The 24,423-nt window shown below is 52.7% G+C and carries 20 protein-coding genes, 2 tRNA genes and 1 rRNA gene; 18 read left to right on the forward strand and 5 right to left on the reverse strand.

The features are described 5' to 3' along the window. Positions 1 to 163: 163 nt before the first annotated feature. The 7 genes from rrf to yjfF all read left to right on the forward strand — a co-directional run bounded on the left by rrf (position 164) and on the right by yjfF (position 5,595). Positions 164 to 279: ribosomal RNA gene (gene rrf, locus BS639_RS03190) — 5S ribosomal RNA — on the forward strand. Positions 280 to 370: 91 nt separating this feature from the next. Beyond that, a tRNA-Asp gene (locus BS639_RS03195) sits at positions 371 to 447 on the forward strand. A 53-nt stretch (positions 448 to 500) separates the two neighbouring features. Beyond that, positions 501 to 576: transfer RNA gene (locus tag BS639_RS03200), tRNA-Trp, on the forward strand. 412 nt (positions 577 to 988) lie between these two features. Continuing rightward, positions 989 to 1,945: a galactofuranose ABC transporter, galactofuranose-binding protein YtfQ gene (gene ytfQ / locus BS639_RS03205; RefSeq protein ID WP_084982244.1), complete on the forward strand. Its 957-nt coding sequence runs from the start codon at positions 989 to 991 to the stop codon at positions 1,943 to 1,945. Positions 1,946 to 2,073: 128 nt separating this feature from the next. After that, positions 2,074 to 3,579, forward strand: a complete 1,506-nt coding sequence (gene ytfR, locus BS639_RS03210; RefSeq protein WP_084982245.1) for a galactofuranose ABC transporter, ATP-binding protein YtfR — start codon at positions 2,074 to 2,076, stop codon at positions 3,577 to 3,579. Between the two features lie 10 nt (positions 3,580 to 3,589). Further along, positions 3,590 to 4,609, forward strand: a complete 1,020-nt coding sequence (gene ytfT, locus BS639_RS03215) for a galactofuranose ABC transporter, ATP-binding protein YtfT (RefSeq protein WP_139804033.1) — start codon at positions 3,590 to 3,592, stop codon at positions 4,607 to 4,609. Beyond that, positions 4,609 to 5,595, forward strand: coding sequence for a galactofuranose ABC transporter, permease protein YjfF (gene yjfF / locus BS639_RS03220; RefSeq protein WP_055773420.1), 987 nt, complete (start codon positions 4,609 to 4,611; stop codon positions 5,593 to 5,595). The genes ytfT and yjfF overlap by 1 nt, the downstream gene beginning before the upstream one ends. Positions 5,596 to 5,610: 15 nt before the next feature. Here the strand turns inward: yjfF and hdfR are convergent, their stop codons facing one another. Then, positions 5,611 to 6,438, reverse strand: a complete 828-nt coding sequence (gene hdfR, locus BS639_RS03225; protein WP_055773418.1) for an HTH-type transcriptional regulator HdfR — start codon at positions 6,436 to 6,438, stop codon at positions 5,611 to 5,613. A gap of 118 nt (positions 6,439 to 6,556) precedes the next feature. Here hdfR and BS639_RS03230 point away from each other — a divergent pair, with 118 nt between their 5' ends. Further along, positions 6,557 to 6,895, forward strand: a complete 339-nt coding sequence (locus tag BS639_RS03230; RefSeq protein ID WP_055773416.1) for a DUF413 domain-containing protein — start codon at positions 6,557 to 6,559, stop codon at positions 6,893 to 6,895. A gap of 25 nt (positions 6,896 to 6,920) precedes the next feature. On the opposite strand, the gene BS639_RS03235 is transcribed toward BS639_RS03230, so the two are convergent. Beyond that, a complete protein-coding gene (locus BS639_RS03235) occupies positions 6,921 to 8,474 on the reverse strand; it encodes a YifB family Mg chelatase-like AAA ATPase (RefSeq protein ID WP_084982247.1) in 1,554 nt (517 codons plus the stop codon). Positions 8,475 to 8,793: 319 nt separating this feature from the next. Here BS639_RS03235 and BS639_RS03240 point away from each other — a divergent pair, with 319 nt between their 5' ends. From BS639_RS03240 to BS639_RS03280, 8 genes are all read left to right on the forward strand, one after another. Next, positions 8,794 to 10,011 (forward strand): MFS transporter, encoded by a 1,218-nt coding sequence (locus tag BS639_RS03240; RefSeq protein ID WP_055773413.1) that lies wholly within the window; start codon positions 8,794 to 8,796, stop codon positions 10,009 to 10,011. Positions 10,012 to 10,164: 153 nt separating this feature from the next. Continuing rightward, entirely contained in the window at positions 10,165 to 10,263 is a 99-nt protein-coding gene (gene ilvL, locus BS639_RS03245; protein ID WP_072156395.1) for an ilv operon leader peptide, read from the forward strand. Positions 10,264 to 10,413: 150 nt separating this feature from the next. Continuing rightward, complete coding sequence (gene ilvG, locus BS639_RS03250; RefSeq protein WP_055773412.1) at positions 10,414 to 12,060, forward strand: acetolactate synthase 2 catalytic subunit; 1,647 nt, start codon at positions 10,414 to 10,416, stop codon at positions 12,058 to 12,060. Then, positions 12,057 to 12,332 carry an acetolactate synthase 2 small subunit gene (ilvM, locus tag BS639_RS03255; RefSeq protein ID WP_084982248.1) on the forward strand — a complete coding sequence of 92 codons (276 nt, stop codon included), beginning with the start codon at positions 12,057 to 12,059 and terminating at the stop codon, positions 12,330 to 12,332. Before ilvG ends, ilvM begins: the two co-directional genes overlap by 4 nt. A 15-nt stretch (positions 12,333 to 12,347) precedes the next feature. Next, positions 12,348 to 13,277, forward strand: coding sequence for a branched-chain amino acid transaminase (locus tag BS639_RS03260; protein WP_084982249.1), 930 nt, complete (start codon positions 12,348 to 12,350; stop codon positions 13,275 to 13,277). A 194-nt stretch (positions 13,278 to 13,471) separates the two neighbouring features. Further along, positions 13,472 to 15,322 (forward strand): dihydroxy-acid dehydratase, encoded by a 1,851-nt coding sequence (gene ilvD, locus BS639_RS03270; RefSeq protein ID WP_084982251.1) that lies wholly within the window; start codon positions 13,472 to 13,474, stop codon positions 15,320 to 15,322. Positions 15,323 to 15,327: 5 nt separating this feature from the next. Then, on the forward strand, positions 15,328 to 16,872 hold the full coding sequence (gene ilvA, locus BS639_RS03275; protein ID WP_055773403.1) for a threonine ammonia-lyase, biosynthetic: 1,545 nt from the start codon (positions 15,328 to 15,330) through the stop codon (positions 16,870 to 16,872). A gap of 40 nt (positions 16,873 to 16,912) precedes the next feature. Beyond that, positions 16,913 to 17,614: a DUF2461 domain-containing protein gene (locus BS639_RS03280; RefSeq protein WP_084982252.1), complete on the forward strand. Its 702-nt coding sequence runs from the start codon at positions 16,913 to 16,915 to the stop codon at positions 17,612 to 17,614. Between the two features lie 37 nt (positions 17,615 to 17,651). Here the strand turns inward: BS639_RS03280 and ilvY are convergent, their stop codons facing one another. After that, positions 17,652 to 18,536: an HTH-type transcriptional activator IlvY gene (gene ilvY, locus BS639_RS03285; protein WP_055773398.1), complete on the reverse strand. Its 885-nt coding sequence runs from the start codon at positions 18,534 to 18,536 to the stop codon at positions 17,652 to 17,654. A gap of 284 nt (positions 18,537 to 18,820) precedes the next feature. Here ilvY and ilvC point away from each other — a divergent pair, with 284 nt between their 5' ends. Further along, positions 18,821 to 20,296 (forward strand): ketol-acid reductoisomerase, encoded by a 1,476-nt coding sequence (gene ilvC, locus BS639_RS03290; protein ID WP_055773396.1) that lies wholly within the window; start codon positions 18,821 to 18,823, stop codon positions 20,294 to 20,296. A 95-nt stretch (positions 20,297 to 20,391) separates the two neighbouring features. Here the strand turns inward: ilvC and ppiC are convergent, their stop codons facing one another. Beyond that, a complete protein-coding gene (ppiC, locus tag BS639_RS03295) occupies positions 20,392 to 20,673 on the reverse strand; it encodes a peptidylprolyl isomerase PpiC (protein ID WP_055773394.1) in 282 nt (93 codons plus the stop codon). A gap of 185 nt (positions 20,674 to 20,858) precedes the next feature. Here ppiC and rep point away from each other — a divergent pair, with 185 nt between their 5' ends. After that, on the forward strand, positions 20,859 to 22,886 hold the full coding sequence (gene rep / locus BS639_RS03300) for a DNA helicase Rep (RefSeq protein WP_084982291.1): 2,028 nt from the start codon (positions 20,859 to 20,861) through the stop codon (positions 22,884 to 22,886). Positions 22,887 to 22,925: 39 nt separating this feature from the next. Here the strand turns inward: rep and gppA are convergent, their stop codons facing one another. Continuing rightward, on the reverse strand, positions 22,926 to 24,422 hold the full coding sequence (gppA, locus tag BS639_RS03305) for a guanosine-5'-triphosphate,3'-diphosphate diphosphatase (protein WP_084982253.1): 1,497 nt from the start codon (positions 24,420 to 24,422) through the stop codon (positions 22,926 to 22,928). Between the last annotated feature and the right edge of the window lies 1 nt (position 24,423).

The raw sequence follows: 24,423 nt of genomic DNA on the forward strand, positions 1-24,423 counted from the left end.
AGCTAACCAGTACTAATGACCCGTGAGGCTTAACCTTACAACACCGAAGGTGTTTTAGAGAGACACAAAGACTTAAGTTTCAAGAAAAAACAGCTTGTTCAAAGATTGGTTCTGATGGCTTACCCTGAATGATGGGGAAAGCGGTTAGAATAAAACGAATTTGCCTGGCGGCAGTAGCGCGGTGGTCCCACCTGACCCCATGCCGAACTCAGAAGTGAAACGCCGTAGCGCCGATGGTAGTGTGGGGTCTCCCCATGCGAGAGTAGGGAACTGCCAGGCATCAAATTAGTCTTCTATTCCCCTGACAAGGAATAACAACGAAGACAAACTGACCTCAGACCGATTGTCTGAAGTGAGTGAAAGAACCGGTGGAGCGGTAGTTCAGTTGGTTAGAATACCTGCCTGTCACGCAGGGGGTCGCGGGTTCGAGCCCCGTCCGTTCCGCCAATTATCAAAATTATGCCTGCTAAAATTTAGCAGGCATAATACTAAGTAGATTTAGGGGCGTAGCTCAGTTGGTAGAGCACCGGTCTCCAAAACCGGGTGTCGCGAGTTCGAATCTCTCCGCCCCTGCCATATTAAAGACCCTTCACGAAAGTGAAGGGTTTTTTTTCGTTCTGAATAAGACGAAACTGCACTCTTCCCGCCCCATAATTCCTTCGAATGCCTAAAATATCCCCTTTTATGTTCAAAAAGAAGACGAAAATTTTCCTCATTGACGCTCTTAAGCTCTCTATGAATAAATTTCGAACGTGCCGTTGTGTGTTTTACTGCCTAATTTTTGTGATTTTCTAGCTGAATACATGCACGAATTGATTGTTAATCATCTATGTGACCGCGCTCAACCTCCCGTTTTTACAATACGCTAAAACTAAGTGTCGCCAGGTGAAGCTTTGTTCACCCGCGAAACTCGGTTTTAGCGCTTTTCTATGCCGCACCCTACATGACACAACAAAAAGTAGCTCAGACTACGCGTGAGGAAAGAATAATGTATAAACGTTTATTACTGGCAGCCGCGGTCGCAACGGCATTTTGTGGAGCGGCTCACGCTGCCCCCTTAGTCGTCGGATTTTCTCAAATCGGTTCTGAATCGGGCTGGCGTTCCGCAGAAACCAAAGTCTCCAAACTGGAGGCACAAAAACGCGGAATAACTCTGAAAATAGCCGACGCTCAACAAAAACAAGAGAATCAAATCAAGGCAATACGTTCGTTCATTGCCCAGGGCGTAGATGCCATCTTTATCGCCCCAGTGGTCGCTACTGGCTGGGCGCCGGTACTGACGGAAGCTAAAGAAGCCAAGATCCCGGTATTCCTGCTAGACCGTACTATCGAAGTCAGCGATCCCACTCTTTATACCGCCGCCGTGGCGTCAGACAGCGTACACGAAGGCAAAGTCGCAGGGGATTGGCTGGTCAAAGAGGTGGCAGGTAAGCCCTGCAACGTCGTTGAACTACAGGGAACCGTCGGTGCGAGCGTTGCGCTAAACCGTAAGCAAGGTTTTGCTGACGCCTTGAAAGCGGCCCCTAATGTGAAAATTATTCGCTCTCAGTCCGGTGACTTTACCCGCAGCAAGGGCAAGGAAGTGATGGAAAGCTTCATCAAGGCTGAGCAAAACGGCAAAAATATTTGCGCGGTCTATGCGCACAACGATGATATGGCGATTGGTGCGATTCAGGCCATTAAAGAAGCAGGTTTGAAACCCGGTTCGCAGATTAAGGTCGTCTCGATTGACGGTGTGCCTGATATCTACAAAGCCATGCTCAACGGTGAATCTAATGCCTCTGTTGAATTAACGCCAAACATGGCTGGGCCAGCGTTGGATGCGCTGATCAAGATGAAAAAAGACGGCACCCAGCCTCCAAAGTTTATTCAGACTCAATCAACTCTGGTGCTGCCTGACATGGCGCAGAAAGAGTACGACATGAAAAAAGACATGGGCTACTAAACCTGCTTTCCGGCTCTGGTTGATGAGTAATATTAATTCAATATTATTCATAACGGAGAGCCGGTTTCATCATCCCATTTTGCACATACAGGCGTTATCGTGCGCATGCTGTCGGGGTCGAGAATCTAATGGATCATCTCCAATCATCAACCTTACTTGAGGTGCGCGGTTTATCCGTTGAGTTTCCTGGAGTAAAAGCGCTGGAAAAAGTGGATTTTACGCTTAATCGTGGCGAGATCGTGGCGCTATTAGGTGAGAACGGCGCAGGTAAATCCACGTTGATTAAAGCGCTTACCGGCGTCTATAAACGTTCGGCAGGCAGCGTTTATCTCAATGGTGAGCCTATTGAGGCCATCAATACCGCTCACGCTCAGGCGCTGGGCATTGGCACCGTTTATCAGGAAGTGAACCTGCTGCCGAATATTTCCGTAGCAGCTAATTTATTTATTGGCCGAGAGCCCACACGCTTCGGGCTGGTGAACCAGCGAAAAATGGACCAGCAGGCAGAAACGCTGCTCGCCGGTTATGGGCTCCATCTTGACGTCGGCCAGCCTCTTGCCGCCTATTCCATCGCGATTCAGCAAATCGTGGCTATTGCCCGCGCTGTGGACCTTTCTGCACAAGTCCTTATTCTGGATGAGCCTACCGCCAGCCTCGATGCAAAAGAAGTCAGCATGCTGCTCGATATCCTGACGCAGTTGAGAGATAAAGGGATGGGCATGGTGTTTGTCACCCATTTTCTCGATCAGGTTTACCGCATCAGCGATCGAATCACCGTATTACGTAACGGAAAACTGGTCGGCACCTCGCTTACCCAAGATCTGCCGCGCATCGAACTGGTGCCAATGATGCTGGGACACAGTTTCGATGAGGCCTTACTCAAGCGCGGCGAGCACCGTGCAGTGACGGGCGATCCGCTGGTTGATTTTAAAAATTATGGCCGACGTGGACTGGTCGAGAACTTTGACCTCAGCGTACGGCGTGGCGAAATTGTCGGGCTTGCCGGTTTGCTGGGGTCTGGGCGTACTGAAACCGCTCAGCTTATCTTTGGCATCAAAAGTCATGATACGGGTACCGCTAAAGTTAATGGTCAGGATGTGACCATTCGTACCCCGCGCAAAGCGGCAAAGCTGGGGTTTGGTTACTGCCCGGAGGATCGCAAAACTGACGGTATTATTGGTGCCGCGACGGTGCGTGAAAACATTATTTTGGCGCTGCAGGCCCAGCGTGGCTGGCTACGTCCCCTTTCGATGAAAGAACAAAATCAGATTGCCGACAAGTTTATCAAACTGTTGGGGATCCGCACCCCCAGTGCCGAACAGGAAATACAGTACCTGTCGGGCGGTAATCAGCAAAAGGTGCTGCTTTCGCGCTGGCTGGCGACCAATCCCCGCTTTCTTATCCTCGATGAGCCTACTCGCGGCATCGACGTCGGCGCACATGCTGAAATTATTCGTCTGATTGAAAAACTCTGTGATGAAGGGCTGGCACTGCTGGTTATTTCCTCCGAACTTGAGGAGCTTGCGGGCTACGCTGACCGAATCGTGGTTCTTCGCGACCGTCGTCATATTACTCAAATCGAGCAGGACCAAATTTCGGTTCCGGCCATCATGACTGCGATTGCGGTTCAATAAGGGGATATCCATGACGAACAGGAGTCTGCCGATGACAGGAAGGCCGCGCAAGGTCCGCTGGGTATTTCCCAAAGGGGCTACTCAGGTTGGCGCGTTTCTGGCTATCTTGGTAATTGATAGCCTTGTCGCGCCCGGTTTTTTTAACATTCACCTACAGGACGGCCGACTGTTTGGCAGTTTGGTCGATATTTTCAACCGCGGTGCCCCAGTAGCTATTCTTGCACTGGGTATGACGCTGGTTATCGCCACCGGAGGAATAGACCTCTCCGTCGGTGCCGTGATGGCCATTGCGGGTGCCACGGCGGCCACGATGACCGTCAATGGCTATCCTCTTACCACGGTAATACTGGCCGCCGTTGGCGTTGGCGCAGTCTGTGGCCTGTGGAACGGCTTTTTAGTCGCCGTACTGCAAATACAGCCGATCGTTGCCACGCTGATGCTAATGGTTGCCGGACGCGGTATTGCGCAGTTGATCACCGAGGGACAAATCGTCACCTTCGAGCACAATGGACTCTCGCAGTTTGGCAGCGGATCGCTGCTGACGTTGCCGATGCCGGTGATTATTGCCGCGGTGATGCTGTTGTTGCTGTGGCTGTTAACGCGTAAAACGGCGCTGGGGCTGTTTATCGAATCTGTGGGTATCAACGTTCGATCGTCTTACAACGCCGGCGTTAATGCGCGTCTGGTGCTAATTTCGGTTTACATCATCTGCGGAGTCTGCGCCGCGGTGGCGGGCGTGATTGTAACGGCTGACATTCGCGGAGCCGACGCCAATAACGCCGGACTGTGGCTGGAGCTGGACGCCATTTTAGCCGTGGTTATCGGTGGCGGTTCACTCTTGGGAGGGCGATTCAATCTGCTTCTTTCACTTATCGGTGCGCTTATTATTCAGGGCATGAATACCGGTATTCTTCTTTCGGGCTTCAAACCCGAGTTTAACCTGGTGCTCAAAGCGGTGGTGGTGTTAGCCGTGCTGGTCGTCCAGTCACCTCGCGTTTCTCTTCGCGGTCTGTTTCGGAGGAAAGAGTAATGCTCAAGCGCAATCTCCCCCTGTTGATTACCATTTTGGTTTTTATCGCAGGCTACGGCTACTGTTTTTATCAGTTCCCCGGCTTCGCTTCCACGCGCGTATTATGCGACCTGCTGACGGATAACGCCTTCCTCGGTATCGTCGCCGTGGGCATGACTTTTGTTATTCTTTCCGGTGGCATAGACCTTTCAGTCGGATCAGTCATCGCTTTTACCGGCGTTGCGTTAGCAAAACTTATTGGTGATTACGGCGTACCGCCCGTCTATGCGTTTGCTATCGTATTGATTATGGGCGCGCTTTTTGGCGGACTGATGGGGTGGATAATCGACACCCTCAAGCTGCCAGCTTTTATCATAACCTTGGCCGGGATGTTCTTTATTCGCGGCATGAGTTTTGTGGTCTCTGAGGAGTCTTTACCGATTAATCATCCGCTGTATGCCACCCTGGCCAATTATGCCTGGAAGGTGCCCGGAGGAGGGCGATTTACCCTGCTGGCGCTGGTGATGCTTTGCGTGGTGGCGGTGGGGATTATTCTGGCTCACAGGACGCGGTTTGGTAACAACGTTTATGCCATCGGTGGCAATGCGCACTCTGCCGGACTGATGGGCGTGCCGGTGAGAAAAACCACGATTTATATTTATATGCTTTCAAGCTCACTGGCAGTGCTGTCAGGCATTATTTTTTCGCTTTATACCTCGGCCGGTTATGCCCTAGCGGCAAGCGGCGTAGAGCTTGATGCTATCGCCGCAGTGGTTATCGGCGGTACGCTGTTGAGCGGCGGCGTAGGTACGGTGCTGGGCAGCCTGTTTGGCGTGATGATCCAGGGATTGATTCAAACCTATATCACCTTCGACGGAACGCTGAGCTCGTGGTGGACAAAAATAGTGATGGGCGTGCTGCTGTTTATTTTCATCGCGCTGCAAAAAGGCATGGGCTCCTATTGGTTAACTCGCCGAGCCCGTCACCCGCAGCTAAAAACAACCTGACTCACCAGTCCAGAGCTAAATACCGGTGCTCATCGGCGTTTTCAGTAGCTGTCTGATCAGTACTTGCTGATCGCTGTTTTGCAGCCAAACGGCGTATAGCGGCCTGATAACCGGCGGAATATCTTTATAAACCGACAGTTGAGGATAGTCTTTCTCCCAGTGGCTTGGGAGGAAGGCACATCCGCCAGTAGTATCAAGCAGCTGGCGGGTTAGATGTGCCGACGTCGTCGTTAGCACAGGTTCCTGATCGCTGGCCTGCATTCGGCTTTCCTGCTGTGGAAAATCCGCGCCCCATTCCAGTCTGATGTACGCCCCCTGAGCCGTTTTATCTTGTTTATGCGAGCAAAAAAGACGTAACGAAAAATTACCCAGAAGCTGACTGGAGAGCTCATCCATCTTTGGCGGCTCGGTGGTGATGAGCAAATCGAGCTGTCTTTCATGCAGCTGTTTTACTAATGAATGGCGCAGCGCAACTCGTGCCTCCAGACGTAATGATTCACGTTGCTCATATAAAGCCTGTAGCCACGGTGTTAAATAAGCCTCCCAAAGCGAAGCCGTTGCACCAATCGATAATTCTGTGTGCTGTAGAGAGCGTACAACCTCTTTTTTGGCTAATTGCCATGTTGACATCAGGTTTTCTGCGTAAGGCAGCAGGCGCTCTCCTGCGGGCGTCAGGCGGATATTATTTCTATGACGTGTAAACAAATTTGCGCCAAGTTGGGTCTCCAATTGGCGTATTCGAAAGCTCACCGCTGACTGCGTCAAATACAGAGATTCAGCCGCCCGACCAAAGTGACGAGTTCTACTGACCTCCAAAAAGGTTTTCAGTAATTCCGTGTCCACTACCATCTCCAAATTTTTTTGTCGTTAAGATTTAAATGTTTTGTTTTACAGATTGTCAAGCCTATCTAATACTCCGCGCCATAACAGCACGACCATGAGAGAATTAGGAGCGTGTCAGATGGCGGAAAGCTTCACCACGACAAATCGTTTTTTTGACAATAAACATTACCCTCGCGGGTTCTCCCGGCATGGCGATTTCACCATTAAAGAAGCGCAATTGCTAGAACGTTATGGCTATGCTTTCAACGAGCTGGATCTGGGAAAACGCGAACCGGTAACCGAAGAAGAAAAGCTGTTTCTGGATGTTTGCCGCGGCACCCGCGAGCCAGCAACCGACGCTGAAAAAGTGTGGAATAAATATATTATTCGCACCCGTCGTCCAAAGAAATTCCATACGTTGTCAGGCGGCAAACCGCAGGCTGACACGGTGGAAGACTATACAGACAGCGACGATTAACAAAACGGGGCTTGTCCCCGTTTTTTTATGCCAAATTTTTATGCAACGTTAACAATAGCCGATCCATACAGCGATAGCTTAATGCTTCAGCGAGTTGCGCTTTTTGTATTGTTTCCTGCCGATTGAGATCGGCCAGCGTCCTGGCGACTTTCAATATCCTGTGCCACGCCCGTACTGATAACCCCAGCTTTTGTAACACACTTTCCAGAAACACGGCATCCTCCCGAGTTAATTTGCAAAATTGCTGTACCTCCGTACTGCTTAAATGCGCATTTAGCTTACCGGCTCGAGCCAGCTGACGCTCGCGGGCGGCGATCACGCGCGTTCTCACCTGCTGGCTGGTTTCCTGCGTTACGCGACTCGCCTGCTGGTGCTGCTGGCTAAGCAACCCGGGCGGCAATAGCGGCACCTCAAGGGAAAGATCGAACCGGTCGAGAAACGGTCCGGATAATCGGCTCAGGTAGCGCAGTATCTGCTGTGGCGGCGTTCGGTTGTGCTGACCTTGGTAGTGGCCGGTCGGACTAGGGTTCATCGCCGCTATAAGCTGCATACGTGCAGGGAAATCAACCTTTGCACGGGTTCGCGAGATGGTGATTTGGCCTGACTCCATCGGCTGTCGCAGCGCGTCGAGCACTTTGCGCTCAAATTCGGGCAGCTCGTCAAGAAACAGTACGCCGTTATGCGCCAGCGAAATTTCTCCGGGGCGCGGAATGGTGCCGCCGCCGACCAAGGCATTAAGCGAAATACTGTGATGAGGTGAGCGAAAAGGGCGCAGGCGTGTATTGGCTGAACAGCCTTCGTACTGCCCTTGTGATGAAGAAACCAGACTGGCTATGGCCGCAGTTTCTAGTGCTTCCTGCTGGGTGAGCGGCGGCAAAATACCACGCAACCTGCTGGCCAACATGGTTTTCCCCGTACCCGGAGGGCCGAGCAACAAAAGATTGTGCCCCCCGGCGGCGGCAATTTCGAGCGCTCTTTTTGACTGCTCCTGGCCGATAATCTCGCTGAGATCTCCAACCTCGGGTTCGGATGATAACTCGGCATCGCGCTCTACGGCCAACAAGCTGCCGGTTCCCTGTAAAAAGGCGCAAACCTGCAGCAGGTGATCGGTCACCCACACCTGATCTTCTTCAAGCAGTGCCATCTCCCGCTGGTTATCCGCGGGTAAAATCAGCTTCCTCCCCTCTTTTTGTGCAGCAATAGCCGCCGGAATAGCACCATTAACGCCGCGTATCGCGCCTGATAGCCCTAATTCACCAATAAACTCGTATTTCCCTAACTGGTCGGTAGCAAGTTGCTCAGAGGCCGCCAGAATCGCCAGCGCGATCGGCAGGTCATAACGGCCACCTTCTTTGGGCAAATCGGCGGGGGCGAGATTTACCGTAATGCGTTTGGGGGGAAAGGTGAATCCGCAGTTGATTAGCGCACTGCGAACGCGGTCTCTGGCCTCTTTAACCGCCGTCTCCGGCAGGCCGACCAGCGTGAGGGCGGGTAATCCGTTGCTGATATGAACCTCAATGGATACGCGGGGGGCGACCACGCCTAACGATGCCCGAGTGTTCACAATCGACAGCGACATGCAGCCTCCCTGTGTGCATGAAAAACGCATTATGGTCGTGCAAACTCTGGCCGTGAATTGGCAAAGCTTTTTTCTCCAAGACCTGCCGCAGGTTTTCTTTGCAACACTTACCAAAATGCATTTTTGTGGGAAGTGTCTCCAAATCCTCCGCAACACTCATTAACACTTAGCCTTTTTTCGATACAAATTAGCCCGCTAATAATCTTGCTGGCTTTTTAAGCCGCGTGTATTAATTAAAGCAGTGTATTTAACAATAAATAAACAAATACATCTTTCCTGAGCCGTCGTTACCCCTACTATTCGAATAAGGTATCTCATCATGTTTGGTTGGACTTCCCGGCAACGTAATGTCGCCATTGCCAGTTTCCTTAGTTGGACTCTGGACGCCTTCGACTTCTTTCTGCTGGTTTTTTTGCTCAGTGATATCGCCACCTCGTATCACGTTGATATTAAAGACGTAACGTTGGCCATTTTACTTACGTTAGCCGTGCGACCGATTGGTGCGTTGCTGTTTGGCCGCGCGGCTGAAAAGTTCGGGCGCAAGCCGGTGTTGATGGTCAATATTCTGTTCTTCTCCTTCTTCGAACTCTGCACCGCTGCGGCGCCGTCGCTGACCGTTTTCCTGATCCTCAGGGTGATTTACGGCGTGGCAATGGGCGGCGTATGGGGTGTGGCATCATCGCTGGCGATGGAGACTATTCCAGACCGTTCACGCGGTCTAATGTCCGGTATTTTCCAGGCAGGTTACCCGTTTGGATATCTGCTGGCGGGCGTGGTTTATGGGTTGCTCTATAACGTAGTGGGCTGGCGCGGCATGTTTGTTATCGGCGCGGTGCCGATTTTCCTGCTGCCGTTTATCTATTTCAAAGTTCAGGAGTCACCGGTCTGGCTGGCGGCTCGAGAACGTCATGAAAGTACTGCACTGCTGCCGGTGCTGAAAACGCACTGGAAACTGTGCGTGTATCTGGTGGTACTGATGGCGGCGTTTAACTTCTTCAGCCACGGAACTCAGGATCTTTATCCGACCTTCCTGAAAGTTCAGCACGGATTTGACGCCCATACCGTCAGTATTATCGCTATCTGCTACAACATCGCCTCGATCATTGGTGGTGTCACCTTCGGCATCTTGTCCGAGCGAATTGGCCGCAAGAAAGCCATTATTATCGCCGCGCTGCTGTCGCTGCCGGTTCTGCCGCTGTGGGCGTTTGCCGGTGGGTCATGGACTTTGGGACTCGGTGCTTTCCTGATGCAGTTTACGGTGCAGGGTGCATGGGGTGTGATACCGAGTTACCTTACCGAACTGGTGCCGGACAATACGCGAGCCGTTCTTCCTGGTTTCGTTTATCAGTTGGGTAACCTGATCGCTTCAGTTAACGCAACACTGCAAGTTTATATTGCCGAAAGTCATGGCCACAACTACGGATTAGCGATGGCGATGGTCGCCGGAACGGTGGCGATTGTGATTTCAGTGCTGGTGTTCTTCGGACGCGATACTCGCGGTAAGGTCATTACTGCCGCATCAATTGCTAAAGGCTAAGATATCGACTCGAGAGCCTGAAAAACCTGAGTTTTTTGTGATTTTTTGTACAACGGCCTGAGTTAATAACGTAAGAAAAGTATTGTCTTTACTTATCTAACTGTGATAACTCTGTAGGCAATCGTTCGAAATAAGAAATTAAGAAACCTAAAAATGAAAGCCCTCGTCCTAGTACTAAGCCTAGTCGTTATTCGTGTGGTGGTGATTATTATCCCACCGTGCGGGGCTGCACTTGGACGAAGAAAGGCTTAATAAACAAGCCTGAACCTGAAAAGAACCCCCGCACCGAAAGGTACGGGGGTTTTTTTTTGGTCAGATTAATTTGTAGCGGAAAGAGGCGGGAGAAAATATGAACAACAGCATAATATTCTGCGCTAGTAGCCAAAAGGCAGGGGAATAAAGATGAATGGTGCACAGTGGGTAGTACAAGCTTTGCGTTCGCAAGGGGTCGAGATGGTCTTTGGTTATCCTGGCGGAGCAATTATGCCAGTATACGACGCACTCTATGACGGCGGCGTGGAACACCTACTGTGCCGACACGAGCAAGGCGCGGCAATGGCAGCAATCGGCTATGCCCGTTCAACCGGCAAAGTTGGCGTATGTATCGCCACCTCCGGTCCGGGAGCAACCAATCTGATAACCGGCCTTGCCGACGCGTTGATGGACTCCGTTCCGGTGGTTGCTATCACCGGTCAGGTAGGCTCCGCCTTCATTGGCACCGATGCCTTTCAGGAAATCGACGTATTGGGCCTGTCTCTGGCCTGCACCAAACACAGCTTTTTGGTTGAGTCGCTGGAGGCACTGCCGGAAATCATGGCGGAAGCCTTCGCCATAGCCAGCAGCGGCCGTCCAGGGCCGGTATTGGTTGATATCCCTAAAGACATCCAATTGGCGGTGGGCGATTTATTACCGCATCTGATGCCTGTTGAGCAAGAAATGCCGCAACCCCTTACCGAATTAGCACAGGCGTATGACATGATCGCCGCCGCGCAGAAACCGATGCTTTACGTCGGCGGTGGCGTGGGTATTGCCGGAGCCGTTCCCGCCCTGCGCGCGTTTATTCGTGCTACAGGAATTCCCTGTGTTGCTACACTTAAAGGATTGGGCGCACCGGATGCCAACGACCCTTGCTATTTGGGCATGTTGGGCATGCACGGCACCAAGGCCGCCAACGTGGCGGTGCAGTCCTGCGACCTGCTGATCGCCGTCGGTGCACGTTTCGACGACCGCGTAACCGGCAAGCTGAACACCTTCGCGCCACATGCCCGCGTTATCCACATGGATATCGATCCGGCAGAATTAAACAAACTGCGTCAGACGCACGTTGCACTTCAGGGCTCGTTATCCGCAATGCTGCCCGCGCTGGCACAGTCATTATCAATCAATGCGTGGCGTGATGAAGTCATGACGTTGAAAGCAACCGGTGAGTGGCGCTATGACCACCCGGGTGAGGCTATTTTCGCCCCGCTGTTGCTCAAGCAAATTTCCGATCGCAAGGACGCCAATACCGTGGTGACAACCGACGTGGGCCAGCATCAAATGTGGACCGCGCAGCACATGACTTTCTCACGTCCCGAGAATTTCATCACCTCTAGCGGTCTGGGAACGATGGGCTTTGGCGTTCCCGCCGCCGTAGGTGCACAGGTTGCTCGCCCTGATGATATGGTTATCTGCGTTTCTGGTGATGGTTCATTCATGATGAACGTTCAGGAACTGGGCACCATTAAACGAAAACAGTTACCGCTGAAAATCCTGCTGCTGGATAACCAGCGGTTGGGGATGGTTCGACAGTGGCAGGAACTGTTTTTTGATGGACGCTACAGTGAAACCAACCTTTCAGATAACCCCGATTTTATAACGTTGGCCAGCGCATTCGATATCCCGGGCCAACGTATTAGCCGTAAAGACCAAGTCGACGCTGCTCTGGACGCTTTCTTCAATAGTAAAGGCCCTTATCTGCTTCAGGTATCCATCGACGAAAATCAAAATGTCTGGCCTTTGGTACCGCCGGGTGCAGGCAACGAAACCATGTTGGAGAAAATGTCATGATGCAGCATAACGTCTCAATTCAGGCCCGTTTCCGTCCGGAAATGTTGGAGCGCGTACTGCGCGTTGTTCGCCACCGCGGATTTCAGGTTTGCGCCATGAACATGTCCTCAAGGGGCAATGACGAAAATATTAATATTGAATTGACCGTTGCCAGCCTGCGGTCAGTCGATTTACTGTCAGTACAGTTAAGCAAATTAATGGATGTCGCCTGTGTCGAAGTCCAGCAACACACATCACAACTAACTAACCAACAAATACGCGCCAACGCGTAAGTAAGGAAAAGAAGAATGTCTACGAAGAAAGCTGATTTTATTTGGTTCAATGGCGAGATGGTTAAGTGGGAAGACGCAAAGGTAAGCGTAATGTCCCACGCACTGCACTACGGCACGTCAGTATTTGAAGGCGTCCGCTGCTACGACTCGCACAAAGGACCAGTAGTTTTCCGTCATCGTGAACATATGCAGCGTCTGCATGACTCTGCAAAAATCTATCGATTCCCTGTTAAGCAGTCCGTTGAAGAATTGATGGAAGCCTGCCGTGACGTGCTGCGCAAAAATAATCTGAAAAGCGCATACATTCGTCCGCTGGTCTTTGTTGGCGACGTAGGTTTAGGCGTTAACCCGCCGGACGGTTATGAAACTGATGTGATCATTGCGGCCTTCCCTTGGGGTGCTTACCTCGGTGCTGAAGCGTTGGAAAACGGTATCGATGCCATGGTTTCTTCATGGAATCGTGTTGCGGCAAATACCATTCCAACCGCCGCGAAAGCCGGGGGTAACTACCTTTCCTCCCTGCTGGTGGGCAGTGAAGCGCGCCGCCACGGTTACCAGGAAGGTATTGCACTGGACGTGAATGGCTACGTTTCTGAAGGCGCGGGCGAAAACCTGTTTGAAGTGAAAGAGGGCATTCTGTTTACTCCGCCATTCACTTCATCTGCACTGCCGGGCATCACCCGTGACGCCATCATTAAATTAGCGAAAGATCTGGGCATCGAAGTGCGTGAGCAGGTGCTGTCTCGCGAGTCTCTTTATCTGGCCGACGAAGTGTTCATGTCTGGCACCGCGGCAGAAATTACGCCGGTTCGCAGCGTAGACGGTATTCAGGTCGGAGAAGGCAAACGAGGTCCGATTACTCAGAAAATACAGAGCGCATTCTTCGGCCTGTTCACCGGTGAAACCGAAGACAAATATGGTTGGTTAGACCAGGTAAATCCTTAATAAAAACACCCGTCATCTTTCACGTTGCAGGTGCGTTGGCCGCCCTCACTTACCCCAGTCACTTACTTGAGTAAGCTCCTGGGGATTCATTCAGTTGCCGCCTTCCTGCACCATGAAATCTATAGGGTGAGAAATAAAGTCGTGGGCGGCGGTTGCGCCGTCCGCATAAAAGCATTAATTGGAGTAAATAGAGCATGCCAAAGTTACGTTCCGCTACCACGACTCAAGGCCGCAACATGGCCGGCGCCCGCGCATTATGGCGCGCCACTGGAATGACTGACGACGATTTTAATAAACCGATTATCGCCGTCGTTAACTCCTTTACCCAGTTCGTACCGGGTCACGTTCACCTGCGCGACATGGGCAAACTGGTTGCAGAACAGATAGAAGCCTGCGGCGGTGTGGCAAAAGAGTTCAACACCATTGCCGTGGACGACGGTATTGCCATGGGCCACGGCGGCATGCTTTATTCACTGCCTTCGCGCGAGCTGATTGCCGACTCAGTGGAGTATATGGTTAACGCGCACTGCGCCGACGCCATGGTGTGTATCTCCAACTGTGACAAAATTACCCCGGGGATGCTGATGGCCGCTCTGCGTCTCAACATTCCGGTTATCTTCGTTTCCGGTGGTCCTATGGAAGCGGGTAAAACCAAGCTGTCTGACAAAATCATCAAACTCGACTTGGTTGACGCGATGATTCAAGGTGCCAACCCGAAAGTCAGCGACGCCGACAGCGAGCAAATTGAACGTTCTGCCTGCCCGACCTGTGGTTCATGCTCTGGTATGTTCACCGCCAACTCGATGAACTGTCTGACCGAAGTGCTGGGCCTGTCCCAGCCTGGCAATGGCTCACTGCTGGCGACCCACGCCGACCGTAAAGAGCTGTTCCTGTCTGCCGGTACACGCATCGTAAGCCTGGCCAAGCGTTACTACGAAAAAGACGACGAAAGCGTATTGCCGCGCAGCATTGCCAGCAAGGCCGCGTTCGAAAACGCCATGACGCTGGACATCGCGATGGGCGGCTCAACTAACACCATTCTTCACCTGCTGGCCGCCGCGCAGGAAGGCGAAATCGATTTCAACATGACTGACATCGACGCGCTGTCCCGCAAGGTCCCACACCTGTGTAAAGTTGCGCCAAGTACGCCGAAGTATCATATGGAAGACGTTCACCGCGCCGGTGGCGTCTGGGGTATTCTGGGCGAGCTCGACCGCGCGGGTTTGATGAATCGTAATGTTAGCAACGTGCTGGAGATGAACTTCCCTGAGACGCTGCAAAAATACGACATCATGCTGACCGAAGACGAAGCGATTAAAAAAATGTTCCGCGCAGGCCCGGCCGGTATCCGCACCACCAAGGCGTTCTCACAGGATTGCCGCTGGGACACGCTGGACGATGACCGTGCAGAGGGCTGCATTCGCTCTATTGACCACGCATTCAGCAAAGAAGGCGGCCTGGCCGTGCTTTACGGCAATATGGCGCTCGACGGCAGCATCGTGAAAACCGCAGGCGTTGATAAAGACAACCTGACCTTCCGTGGCCCGGCCAAAGTGTACGAAAGCCAGGATGCGGCGGTAGAAGCGATTCTCGGTGGCAAAGTGGTTGCTGGTGACGTGGTCGTTATTCGTTACGAAGGACCTAAAGGAGGACCGGGTATGCAGGAAATGCTCTATCCGACGACCTACCTGAAATCAATGGGTCTGGGTAAAGCCTGTGCGCTTATCACCGACGGTCGTTTCTCCGGCGGTACTTCTGGCCTGTCTATCGGCCACGTTTCTCCTGAAGCGGGCAGCGGCGGCCTGATTGCGCTTATCGAAGACGGCGACATCATCGACATCGACATTCCTAATCGCGGCATGGTGCTTGACGTGTCAGACAGCGAACTGGCTGCGCGTCGCGAAATTGAACTGGCCCGTGGCGATAAAGCTTGGACGCCGAAAAATCGCGTTCGTGAAGTTTCCTATGCCCTGCGTGCCTATGCATTACTGGCAACCAGCGCTGACAAAGGCGCAATTCGCGACAAAAGTAAGCTGGGAGGCTAACTGTCATGGCGGTATCACAACCTCTGCCTGAGCAACCTAGCGGTGCAGAATATCTGCGCGCCGTGTTGCGGGCGCCGGTTTATGAGGTGGCGCAAGTTACCCCATTGCAGGTGATGGAAAAAATTTCGACCCGCCTGAATAACGTTATTTTGGTCAAGCGCGAAGACCGTCAGGCGGTGCACAGTTTTAAACTGCGCGGCGCCTACGCGATGATTGCTGGATTGACCGAAGAGCAGGGCGCACGCGGCGTGGTCACGGCTTCGGCCGGTAACCACGCGCAGGGCGTTGCCCTGTCGGCGACTCGAAAAGGGATAAAAGCGCTGATTGTGATGCCGGTCGCGACGGCCGATATCAAAGTGGATGCCGTGCGTAATTTCGGCGGGGAAGTTCTGCTGCATGGTGCTAATTTTGATGAAGCTAAAGGCAAGGCGATTGAGCTTTCACAGTCGCAGGGCATGACCTTTGTGCCACCGTTTGACCATCCAGCGGTGATCGCCGGACAGGGAACGCTGGCGATGGAACTGCTTCAGCAGGACGCGCACCTCGACCGAGTATTTGTTCCGGTCGGCGGCGGCGGTCTAGCGGCGGGTGTTGCGGTGTTAATCAAACAGCTGATGCCGCAAATTAAAGTCATTGGCGTTGAAGCCGAAGACTCAGCCTGCCTGCGCGCGGCGCTGGACGCCGGTGAACCGGTAGACCTAGCGCGTGTGGGTTTGTTTGCAGAGGGCGTAGCGGTTAAACGCATCGGCAATGAAACTTTCCGCCTGTGTCGTGAATATCTCGACGACGTGATAACCGTAGACAGCGACGCCATCTGTGCGGCAGTGAAAGACCTGTTTGAAGACGTGCGTGCCATCGCCGAGCCTTCGGGTGCGCTGGCGCTGGCGGGTCTGAAGAAATATGTGCAAGAGCATAATATTCAGGGCGAGCGCCTGGCGCACGTGCTGTCAGGGGCTAACGTTAATTTCCACGGTTTGCGTTATGTTTCAGAACGCTGCGAGATTGGCGAACAGCGTGAAGCCCTGCTGGCCGTAACGATCCCTGAGCGTAAGGGCAGCTTCCTGAACTTCTGTCAGCTGCTGGGCGGTCGTTCAGTCACGGAATTCAACTACCGCTACGCTGATGCCGATAATGCCTGCATTTTTGTTGGCGTTCGTTTGACGCGTGGTAACGCCGAGCGCAAAGAGATCATCGATCTGCTGAACGAAGGCGGTTATCAGGTAGTGGATTTGTCCGATGACGAGATGGCAAAACTGCACGTACGCTACATGGTCGGCGGTCGTCCGAGCAAGCCGCTGCGTGAGCGTCTTTACAGCTTCGAATTCCCTGAGTCACCGGGCGCGCTGCTGAAATTCCTGCATACCTTGGGAACGCACTGGAATATTTCTCTGTTCCACTACCGCAGCCACGGCACCGATTTTGGTCGCGTGCTGGCCGCGTTTGAGCTGACGGAGCAAGAGCCTGAGTTTGAAAAGAATCTCTCTGCACTGGGTTACGATTGCCACAATGAATCGGACAATCCGGCGTTCAGATTCTTTCTGCAGGGCTAGTTTTTTACTAAAAAGTGGTATTTGAAAACAGGGACGGCGTATGAGCTCCACGTTCAGCGGTTTTAGCCAGCAAGGGCTGAATTTTCTTCAGCAGGTGCGGATTGAAAACGACAAAGAGTGGTTTGAAGAAAACCGGCACGTGTACGATCGGGAAATTCTTACGCCGTTTCGCGCGCTGGTGGAAGCGCTGAGCGACAGCATGCTGCTCATCGATCCTCAGTTCGAAATCCGTCCTGCTATCGGTAAAACGCTGTCGCGCATTCATCGCGACACGCGTTTCTCCCATGATAAATCGCGTTATCGCAGCCGCATGTGGCTGACCTTTAAACGCCCGAGTAAAGACTGGAAAGACGCGCCGGTCTATTTCTTCGAGCTAGGCCCCGACATGCTGCGCTATGGCCTGGGTTATTACAGCGCCAATAAACACACGATGGACCTGTTCCGCCACACGCTTTCTCGCCAACCCGATCAGTTTCTTGAGGTGGCAGAGTGTTGTCGTGCGCCTTTTGAGCTGGTGGGTGAGAGCTACAAGCGTCTTTTGGTAAAAGAGCAGGACCCCGAGATTGCCACCTGGTACAACCGAAAGTCGTTTGCGGTGATGGCCACGGATAATCAGGTCGAGAAGCTTTTCAGTCCCGCACTGGTTGACGAGCTGGTCATCGGTTTTCAACAGCTTGAACCTATGTACCACTGGCTAATGCGGGTTGAAACCATGAAACAGGTCGATCCTGCCGATCTTTAATCGCAGAACCGATCTTTTCATTCGGCGGTTTGACGCTTTACAACAGCAGTTGCCAGAACGCCTCAATCAGCGGTTCGTCGAGGCGTTTACGCTGCACGCACACGCCTAACGGCAGCGGAGCACCCGGCGCAACGTTGTCCAGAACAGAAATACGGTTGCGGATAGGCTCGGGGCTATTGTCGAGCACTACGCCCGGAATAAGCGCCACACCGCAGCCTAACGCGACCATCGAGACAATGGCTTCATGGCCGGATACCGTGGCGTAAATCAGCGGATTAGCCAATTTTTGGTGGCGGAACCAGCTGTCGATGCGCTTACGCGCCGGCCCGTGTTCAGGAATGATAAACGGAATTTGTGACCAGTCCGGCGTCGGCACTAAAACCTGCGTACGCACCGCACAGGGCAGCGAAGGCACAATTAGCGCCATAGTTATTTCACCAATCGGCGTGAAGTCTATACTTGTTGGTAGCAGTTCGGGATGTCCGGCAATGCCAAGGTCGGCTTCGGTGGACTGCACTTTTTGCACTGCGTCGGCGGCATCGCCGGTGGTCAATTTAATTTCTACCAGCGGATGCTGCGCGCGAAAGCGGTCCAGTATTGGCGGTAAATGGCTGTAGGCGGCCGTCACCGAGCAAAACAGCCGCAGCTCACCGGAAAGCGTTGGACCGTTTTGCCCCATGGCGTGACGCAGCTGCTGATATTGCAACAACGTCTGCTGGGCGAAGGTTTTAAGCTGTTCGCCCGCTTGGGTTAACTGCACGGTGCGGTTATCGCGCTGAAAAAGTGTCTGCCCCAGCTCCTCTTCGAGCCGCTGTATTTGACGCGAGAGCGTAGAAGGGCTGACGTGCATAGCCTTGGCTGAACGCCCGAAATGCCGGCTTTCAGCCAAATTCAGAAACAGTTTCAGATCGCGTAAGTCCATAAGATTTCCCGACTGTGTCATGCGTGTAGTGTGGATTTATTCGTGTTGCATAAACTGCAATATCATCTTCTTAATATATCAATTTAAGCAATGCTCTGCATGACATATAGTGATTTTACAGCAACCCGTCATGCTTCAAGTTACAGATGTGTTGGCTACGCTCGTTCACCCCAGTCACTTACCTAAGTAAGCGCCCTTGGACTCACGAACTTGCCGCCTTCCTGCAACTCGAATCATTTAGGGCTCAACAATTTCGTACCCAACAACCGCAACGGAGTTTTACCATGGCTAACTATTTCAACACCTTGAACCTGCGTCAGCAGCTGGCGCAATTAGGCAAGTGCCGCTTTATGGCTCGCGATGAATTCGCTGATGAAGCCAGCTTCCTAAAGGGTAAAAAAGTGGTGATCGTTGGCTGTGGCGCGCAGGGCCTCAACCAAGGTCTGAACATGCGTGACTCCGGTCTTGACGTTTCCTACACCCTGCGTGCAGAAGCCATTGCCGAGAAGCGTGCTTCATGGCGTAAAGCGACCGAAAACGGTTTCAAAGTGGGCACTTACGAAGAACTGATCCCACAGGCTGATCTGGTGGTTAACCTGACGCCAGACAAGCAGCACAGCGCGGTGGTAAAAGCGGTTCAGCCCCTGATGAAAGACGGCGCAACCTTGGGCTACTCTCACGGTTTCAACATCGTTGAAGTGGGCGAGCAAATCCGTAAAGACATCACCGTGGTGATGGTTGCACCAAAATGTCCGGGTACTGAAGTTCGTGAAGAGTACAAACGCGGTTTCGGCGTGCCTACGCTTATCGCTGTTCACCCAGAAAACGACCCTAAAGGCGAAGGCATGGCGATTGCCAAGGCTTGGGCTGCAGCAACTGGCGGCCACCGTGCGGGCGTTTTGGAATCTTCTTTCGTTGCTGAAGTTAAATCTGACCTGATGGGCGAGCAGACTATCCTGTGCGGTATGCTGCAAGCGGGTTCACTGCTGTGCTTCGACAAACTGGTTTCTGAAGGTGTTGATCCGGCTTACGCCGAGAAACTGCAGCAGTTTGGCTGGGAAACTATTACCGAAGCGCTGAAGCAGGGCGGTATCACCCTGATGATGGATCGCCTGTCTAATCCTGCAAAACTGCGTGCTTTCGCGCTGTCAGAGCAGTTGAAAGGCATTATGGCTCCGCTGTTCCAGAAACACATGGACGACATCATCTCTGGCGAATTCTCCAGCGGTATGATGGCTGACTGGGCAGCAGACGACGTTAAACTGCTGACTTGGCGTGAAGAGACCGGCGCAACCGCATTCGAAAACGCACCGCAGTTTGAAGGGAAAATCTCGGAGCAAGAGTACTTCGACCACGGCGTACTGATGATTGCAATGGTTAAAGCGGGCGTTGAGCTGGCGTTTGAAACCATGGTTTCTTCCGGCATCATCGAAGAGTCTGCTTACTACGAATCACTGCACGAGCTGCCGCTGATTGCCAACACCATTGCCCGTAAGCGTTTGTATGAAATGAACGTGGTTATCTCTGATACTGCAGAATACGGTAATTACCTGTTCGCTAACGCCGCTGTTCCGTTGCTGAAAGAGTTTATGACTACTCTGCAAGCGGGCGACCTGGGCAAATCTGTTGCGGCCGCCGAAGTTGACAACGCACAGCTGCGCGACGTGAACGAAGCAATCCGTGCCCACGCTATTGAAGCAGTAGGCCACAAACTGCGCGGCTACATGACTGACATGAAACGCATCGCGGTTGCCAGCTAATAAATAAAGCACGGCCTGTTTTACCCTACACAATTGAAAAGCACCGCCAAGGCGGTGCTTTTTCTTTTACAGTGCTTACAGCCGGCAGAGCACACTTAGTTGCGGTACAGCACCTTGATCAGGTGGTAACCAAACTGGGTCTTAACCGGGCCGAGCGGCTTAAGCAGTTCACCGCTGAATACCACTTTATCAAACGCAGGAACCATGTCGCCTTTACGGAATTCACCCAGTGAACCGCCGTCGCGTTTGGACGGGCAGGTAGAATGCTTGCGCGCCAGCTCCTGGAAATCAGCGCCTTGTTCCAACTGAGCCAGCAGCTCGTTAGCCTTCTTTTCGTCATCCACCAGGATGTGTAATGCAGAAGCGGTGTTCGCCATAATCGTGACCTTTTAGATAAATTAATCAAAAACTGCTGAGGGGCGTAATGTAACATCTGCAACGCCGGATGTGGAATGCGCGATGTCACCCAACCTTCGAACCTGACACTTTTGACTGTCATTTCCGACGGAAGTTTCTGCTACAATCCTCCTCCTGCATCAAACAAGTGAGCAAAATTAAGCCAATGCGATTAAATCCCAGCCAACAACACGCCGTCGAATTTGTTACCGGACCCTGCCTGGTTCTGGCCGGTGCGGGCTCGGGTAAAACGCGGGTTATTACCAATAAAATTGCTCACTTAATACGCGAGTGTGGCTATCAAGCGAAGCATATCGCCGCCGTGACCTTTACCAACAAGGCCGCGCGCGAAATGAAGGAGCGTGTGTCGCAAACGCTGGGGCGCAAAGAGTCCCGCGGGCTGCTGATTTCAACCTTCCACACGCTGGGTTTGGAAATTATCAAGCGCGAGTTCGCGGCGCTTGGGATGAAGTCCAACTTTTCACTGTTTGACGATCAGGACCAGTTGGCGCTGCTCAAAGAGCTGAGTGAAAAGTGGCTGGAAAATGACAAGACGCTGTTGCAGCAGTTGATCTCGACGATCTCGAAATGGAAAAACGATCTGGTCGACCCCTCCGGTGCTGCCAAGCTAGCACGAACGGAGCGCGACAAGCTGTTTGCCCACTGTTATGCCCTGTATCACGACCATATGCGGGCCTGTAATATTCTCGACTTCGACGACCTGATCCTGCTGCCTACGCTGCTGCTGCAACGCAACGAAGAGGTGCGTGAACGCTGGCAAAATAAGCTGCGCTATCTGCTGGTGGACGAGTATCAGGATACCAACACCAGCCAGTATATGATGGTGAAACTGCTGGTCGGCAACCGTGCACGTTTTACCGTGGTGGGCGACGACGACCAGTCGATTTACTCTTGGCGCGGCGCACGTCCACAAAATCTGGTGCTGTTGAAAGAAGACTTTCCGGCATTACAGGTTATCAAGCTTGAGCAAAACTACCGGTCTTCACAGCGCATCCTTAAAGCCGCCAATATTCTGATCGCCAACAATCCGCACGTTTTCGAGAAACGACTGTTCTCGGAGCTGGCCTATGGTCAGGATTTAAAGGTGATCACCGCCAATAATGAAGACCATGAAGCCGAGCGCGTGGTCGGTGAACTGATTGCCCATCGTTTTATGAATAAAACCAACCACGGGGATTATGCCATCCTTTATCGTGGCAACCATCAGTCGCGGTTGTTTGAAAAAATGCTGATGCAGAACCGCATTCCTTACCGTATCTCGGGTGGCACGTCGTTCTTCTCACGCCCCGAAATCAAAGATTTACTGGCCTATCTACGGGTGTTGACCAATCCCGATGACGACAGCGCGTTTTTACGCATCGTGAATACGCCACGGCGTGAGATTGGCGCGGCCACGCTGCAAAAACTGGGCGAATGGGCTAATCAGCGCAATAAAGGACTGTTCAAGGCCAGCTCCGATTTTGGGTTGAGTCAAACCTTGACTGGACGTGGTCTGGAGTCTTTGCAGCGCTTTACTCACTGGATGGGCTCGATTGCCGAGCTGGCAGAACGCGAGCCGATCGTCGCCGTACGTGACCTGATCCACGGCATGGATTATGAAAGCTGGCTGTTTGAGACCTCGCCAAGTCCAAAGGCCGCCGAGATGCGCATGAAAAACGTCAACCAACTGTTTAGCTGGATGACGGAAATGCTTGAGGGAACTGACCTCGACGAACCTATGTCGTTAACGCAGGTCGTCACCCGCTTTACACTGCGAGACATGATGGAGCGCGGTGAAAACGAAGAAGAGCTGGATCAGGTTCAGTTGATGACGCTGCACGCCTCAAAAGGGCTGGAGTTTCCCTATGTCTTCTTGGTTGGCATGGAAGAGGGCCTGTTGCCGCACCAAAGCAGTATCGATGAAGATAACGTTGACGAAGAGCGTCGTCTGGCCTATGTGGGCATCACACGTGCGCAGAAAGAGCTTTTCTTTACCCTGTGTCGCGAGCGCAGGCAGTACGGTGAACTGATCCGCCCTGAGCCAAGCCGGTTCTTGCTGGAGCTGCCACAGGATGATCTGGCATGGGAGAGTGAGCGCAAAGTGGTGTCGCCACAGGAGCGAATGGTAAAGGGGCAAAGTCATCTGGAAAAAATCCGCGCGCAGCTGGCAGAGGCCAAGAAAAAGGGAGCCTGAGGCTCCCTAATACTTTGCTCTATTTAACGCTAACGTCGGCTATTTGCTGGCTTCTTCAACGTAAAGTGGCCAATGGACATAACTTTGCCAGTGGCTTTCCTGCTCCAGCTCTTCAGCGCGCAGTGGATGCTGTTCGAGCCATCCATTGGGCACTAAGACGTTGAGTTCATCATCATTGGCCCGCAGGCGAACCGCGGGCAGTGTGTCGTCACGGCGACGGCTGGCGAAAATAATCGCCAGTCGCATGATGCGGCACAAACGTTCTGCCTGACGCGGGGGCAGGGCATTTTGCTGATTCAGTAGCGCCAAATCCAGGTTGTTACTCTGGTTTTGCAGCAGCGTGGCCAACAGTTTTTTCTGTGCCGGCGTGAAACCCGGTAAATCAAGATGACGAATCAGATAGGCCGCATGGTTCTGCGCCTGTTTAAAATCGACACTCAACCCAATTTCGTGGATGAAACAGGCGCTGGTCAGCAATTCACGCGCGCGCGCATCCAACTGCCAGACACTGGAAACCTGAATCGAAAAGTTTTCGGCAAGCGTTGCTACGCGTTTTGCCTGCTCCACGTCGAGCAGATAACGACGTTGCAGGTTGTGAAGCGTGCGTTGACGAATGTCCTGTTCGACCGGCAGATGCAGCATGCCATAGACCAGGCCCTCTCGCAGTGCGCCGCCTGCCAGCATCATCGACTCGATATGCAGCGTTTTAAAAATGGCGATAAGAATCGACAAACCGCTCGGGAACACCAGCGCACGTTCCAGCGTCAGGCCTTCAATTTCAAGCTCTTCAAGCTTGCCGCACTGAATAGCACGCTGCTTGAGCTGTTGCAGCTTCGCCAGCGTGATACGCTCGTCCATGCCCTGCGCCACCATGATTTCCTGTAGCGCCTGAACGGTGCCCGAAGCACCCACGCAAATTTGCCAGCCGTTTGCCAGCAACTCGGGTGCTATGGGGGTTATCATTTCAACGGCGGCCAGCTCGGCCTGTTCAAAATTCTCTTTTGCCAGGCTTCGGTCGGCGAAATAACGTTCAAGCCAAGTTACACAGCCCATTGAGAGGCTAAACAGTGTATTGGCTTGTGCACCTGAGCCTGTTACCAGTTCGGTGCTGCCACCGCCGATATCCACTACCAGTCGCTGATCGGGTCCGCCGGTAGTGTGAGCAACGCCGTGGTAAATCAGCCGCGCTTCTTCTTCGCCGGTGATGACCTGTATCCGACAACCGAGAATGGTTTCGGCCACCTGTAGAAACTCGTCGGCATTCTTGGCCAGGCGCAGTGTCGCCGTAGCAACCACGCGTATTTGCTCGCGGGGAATATCCTGCAGACGTTCAGAAAATAATTTCAGGCATTGCCACCCTCTCTGCATCGCTTCCACCGAGAGTTGGTTATTTTTATCAAGACCAGCAGCCAAACGCACCTTGCGCTTAATTTTTGCCAGCGTTTGAATACTGCCTGCCACCTCACGGACTACCAACATATGGAAGCTGTTGGAACCCAGATCGATCGCTGCATAAAGTGAGGTGGAGCTCAGCATA

The sequence above is a fragment of the Rouxiella silvae genome (assembly GCF_002093625.1).
GTDB lineage: Bacteria > Pseudomonadota > Gammaproteobacteria > Enterobacterales > Enterobacteriaceae > Rouxiella > Rouxiella silvae.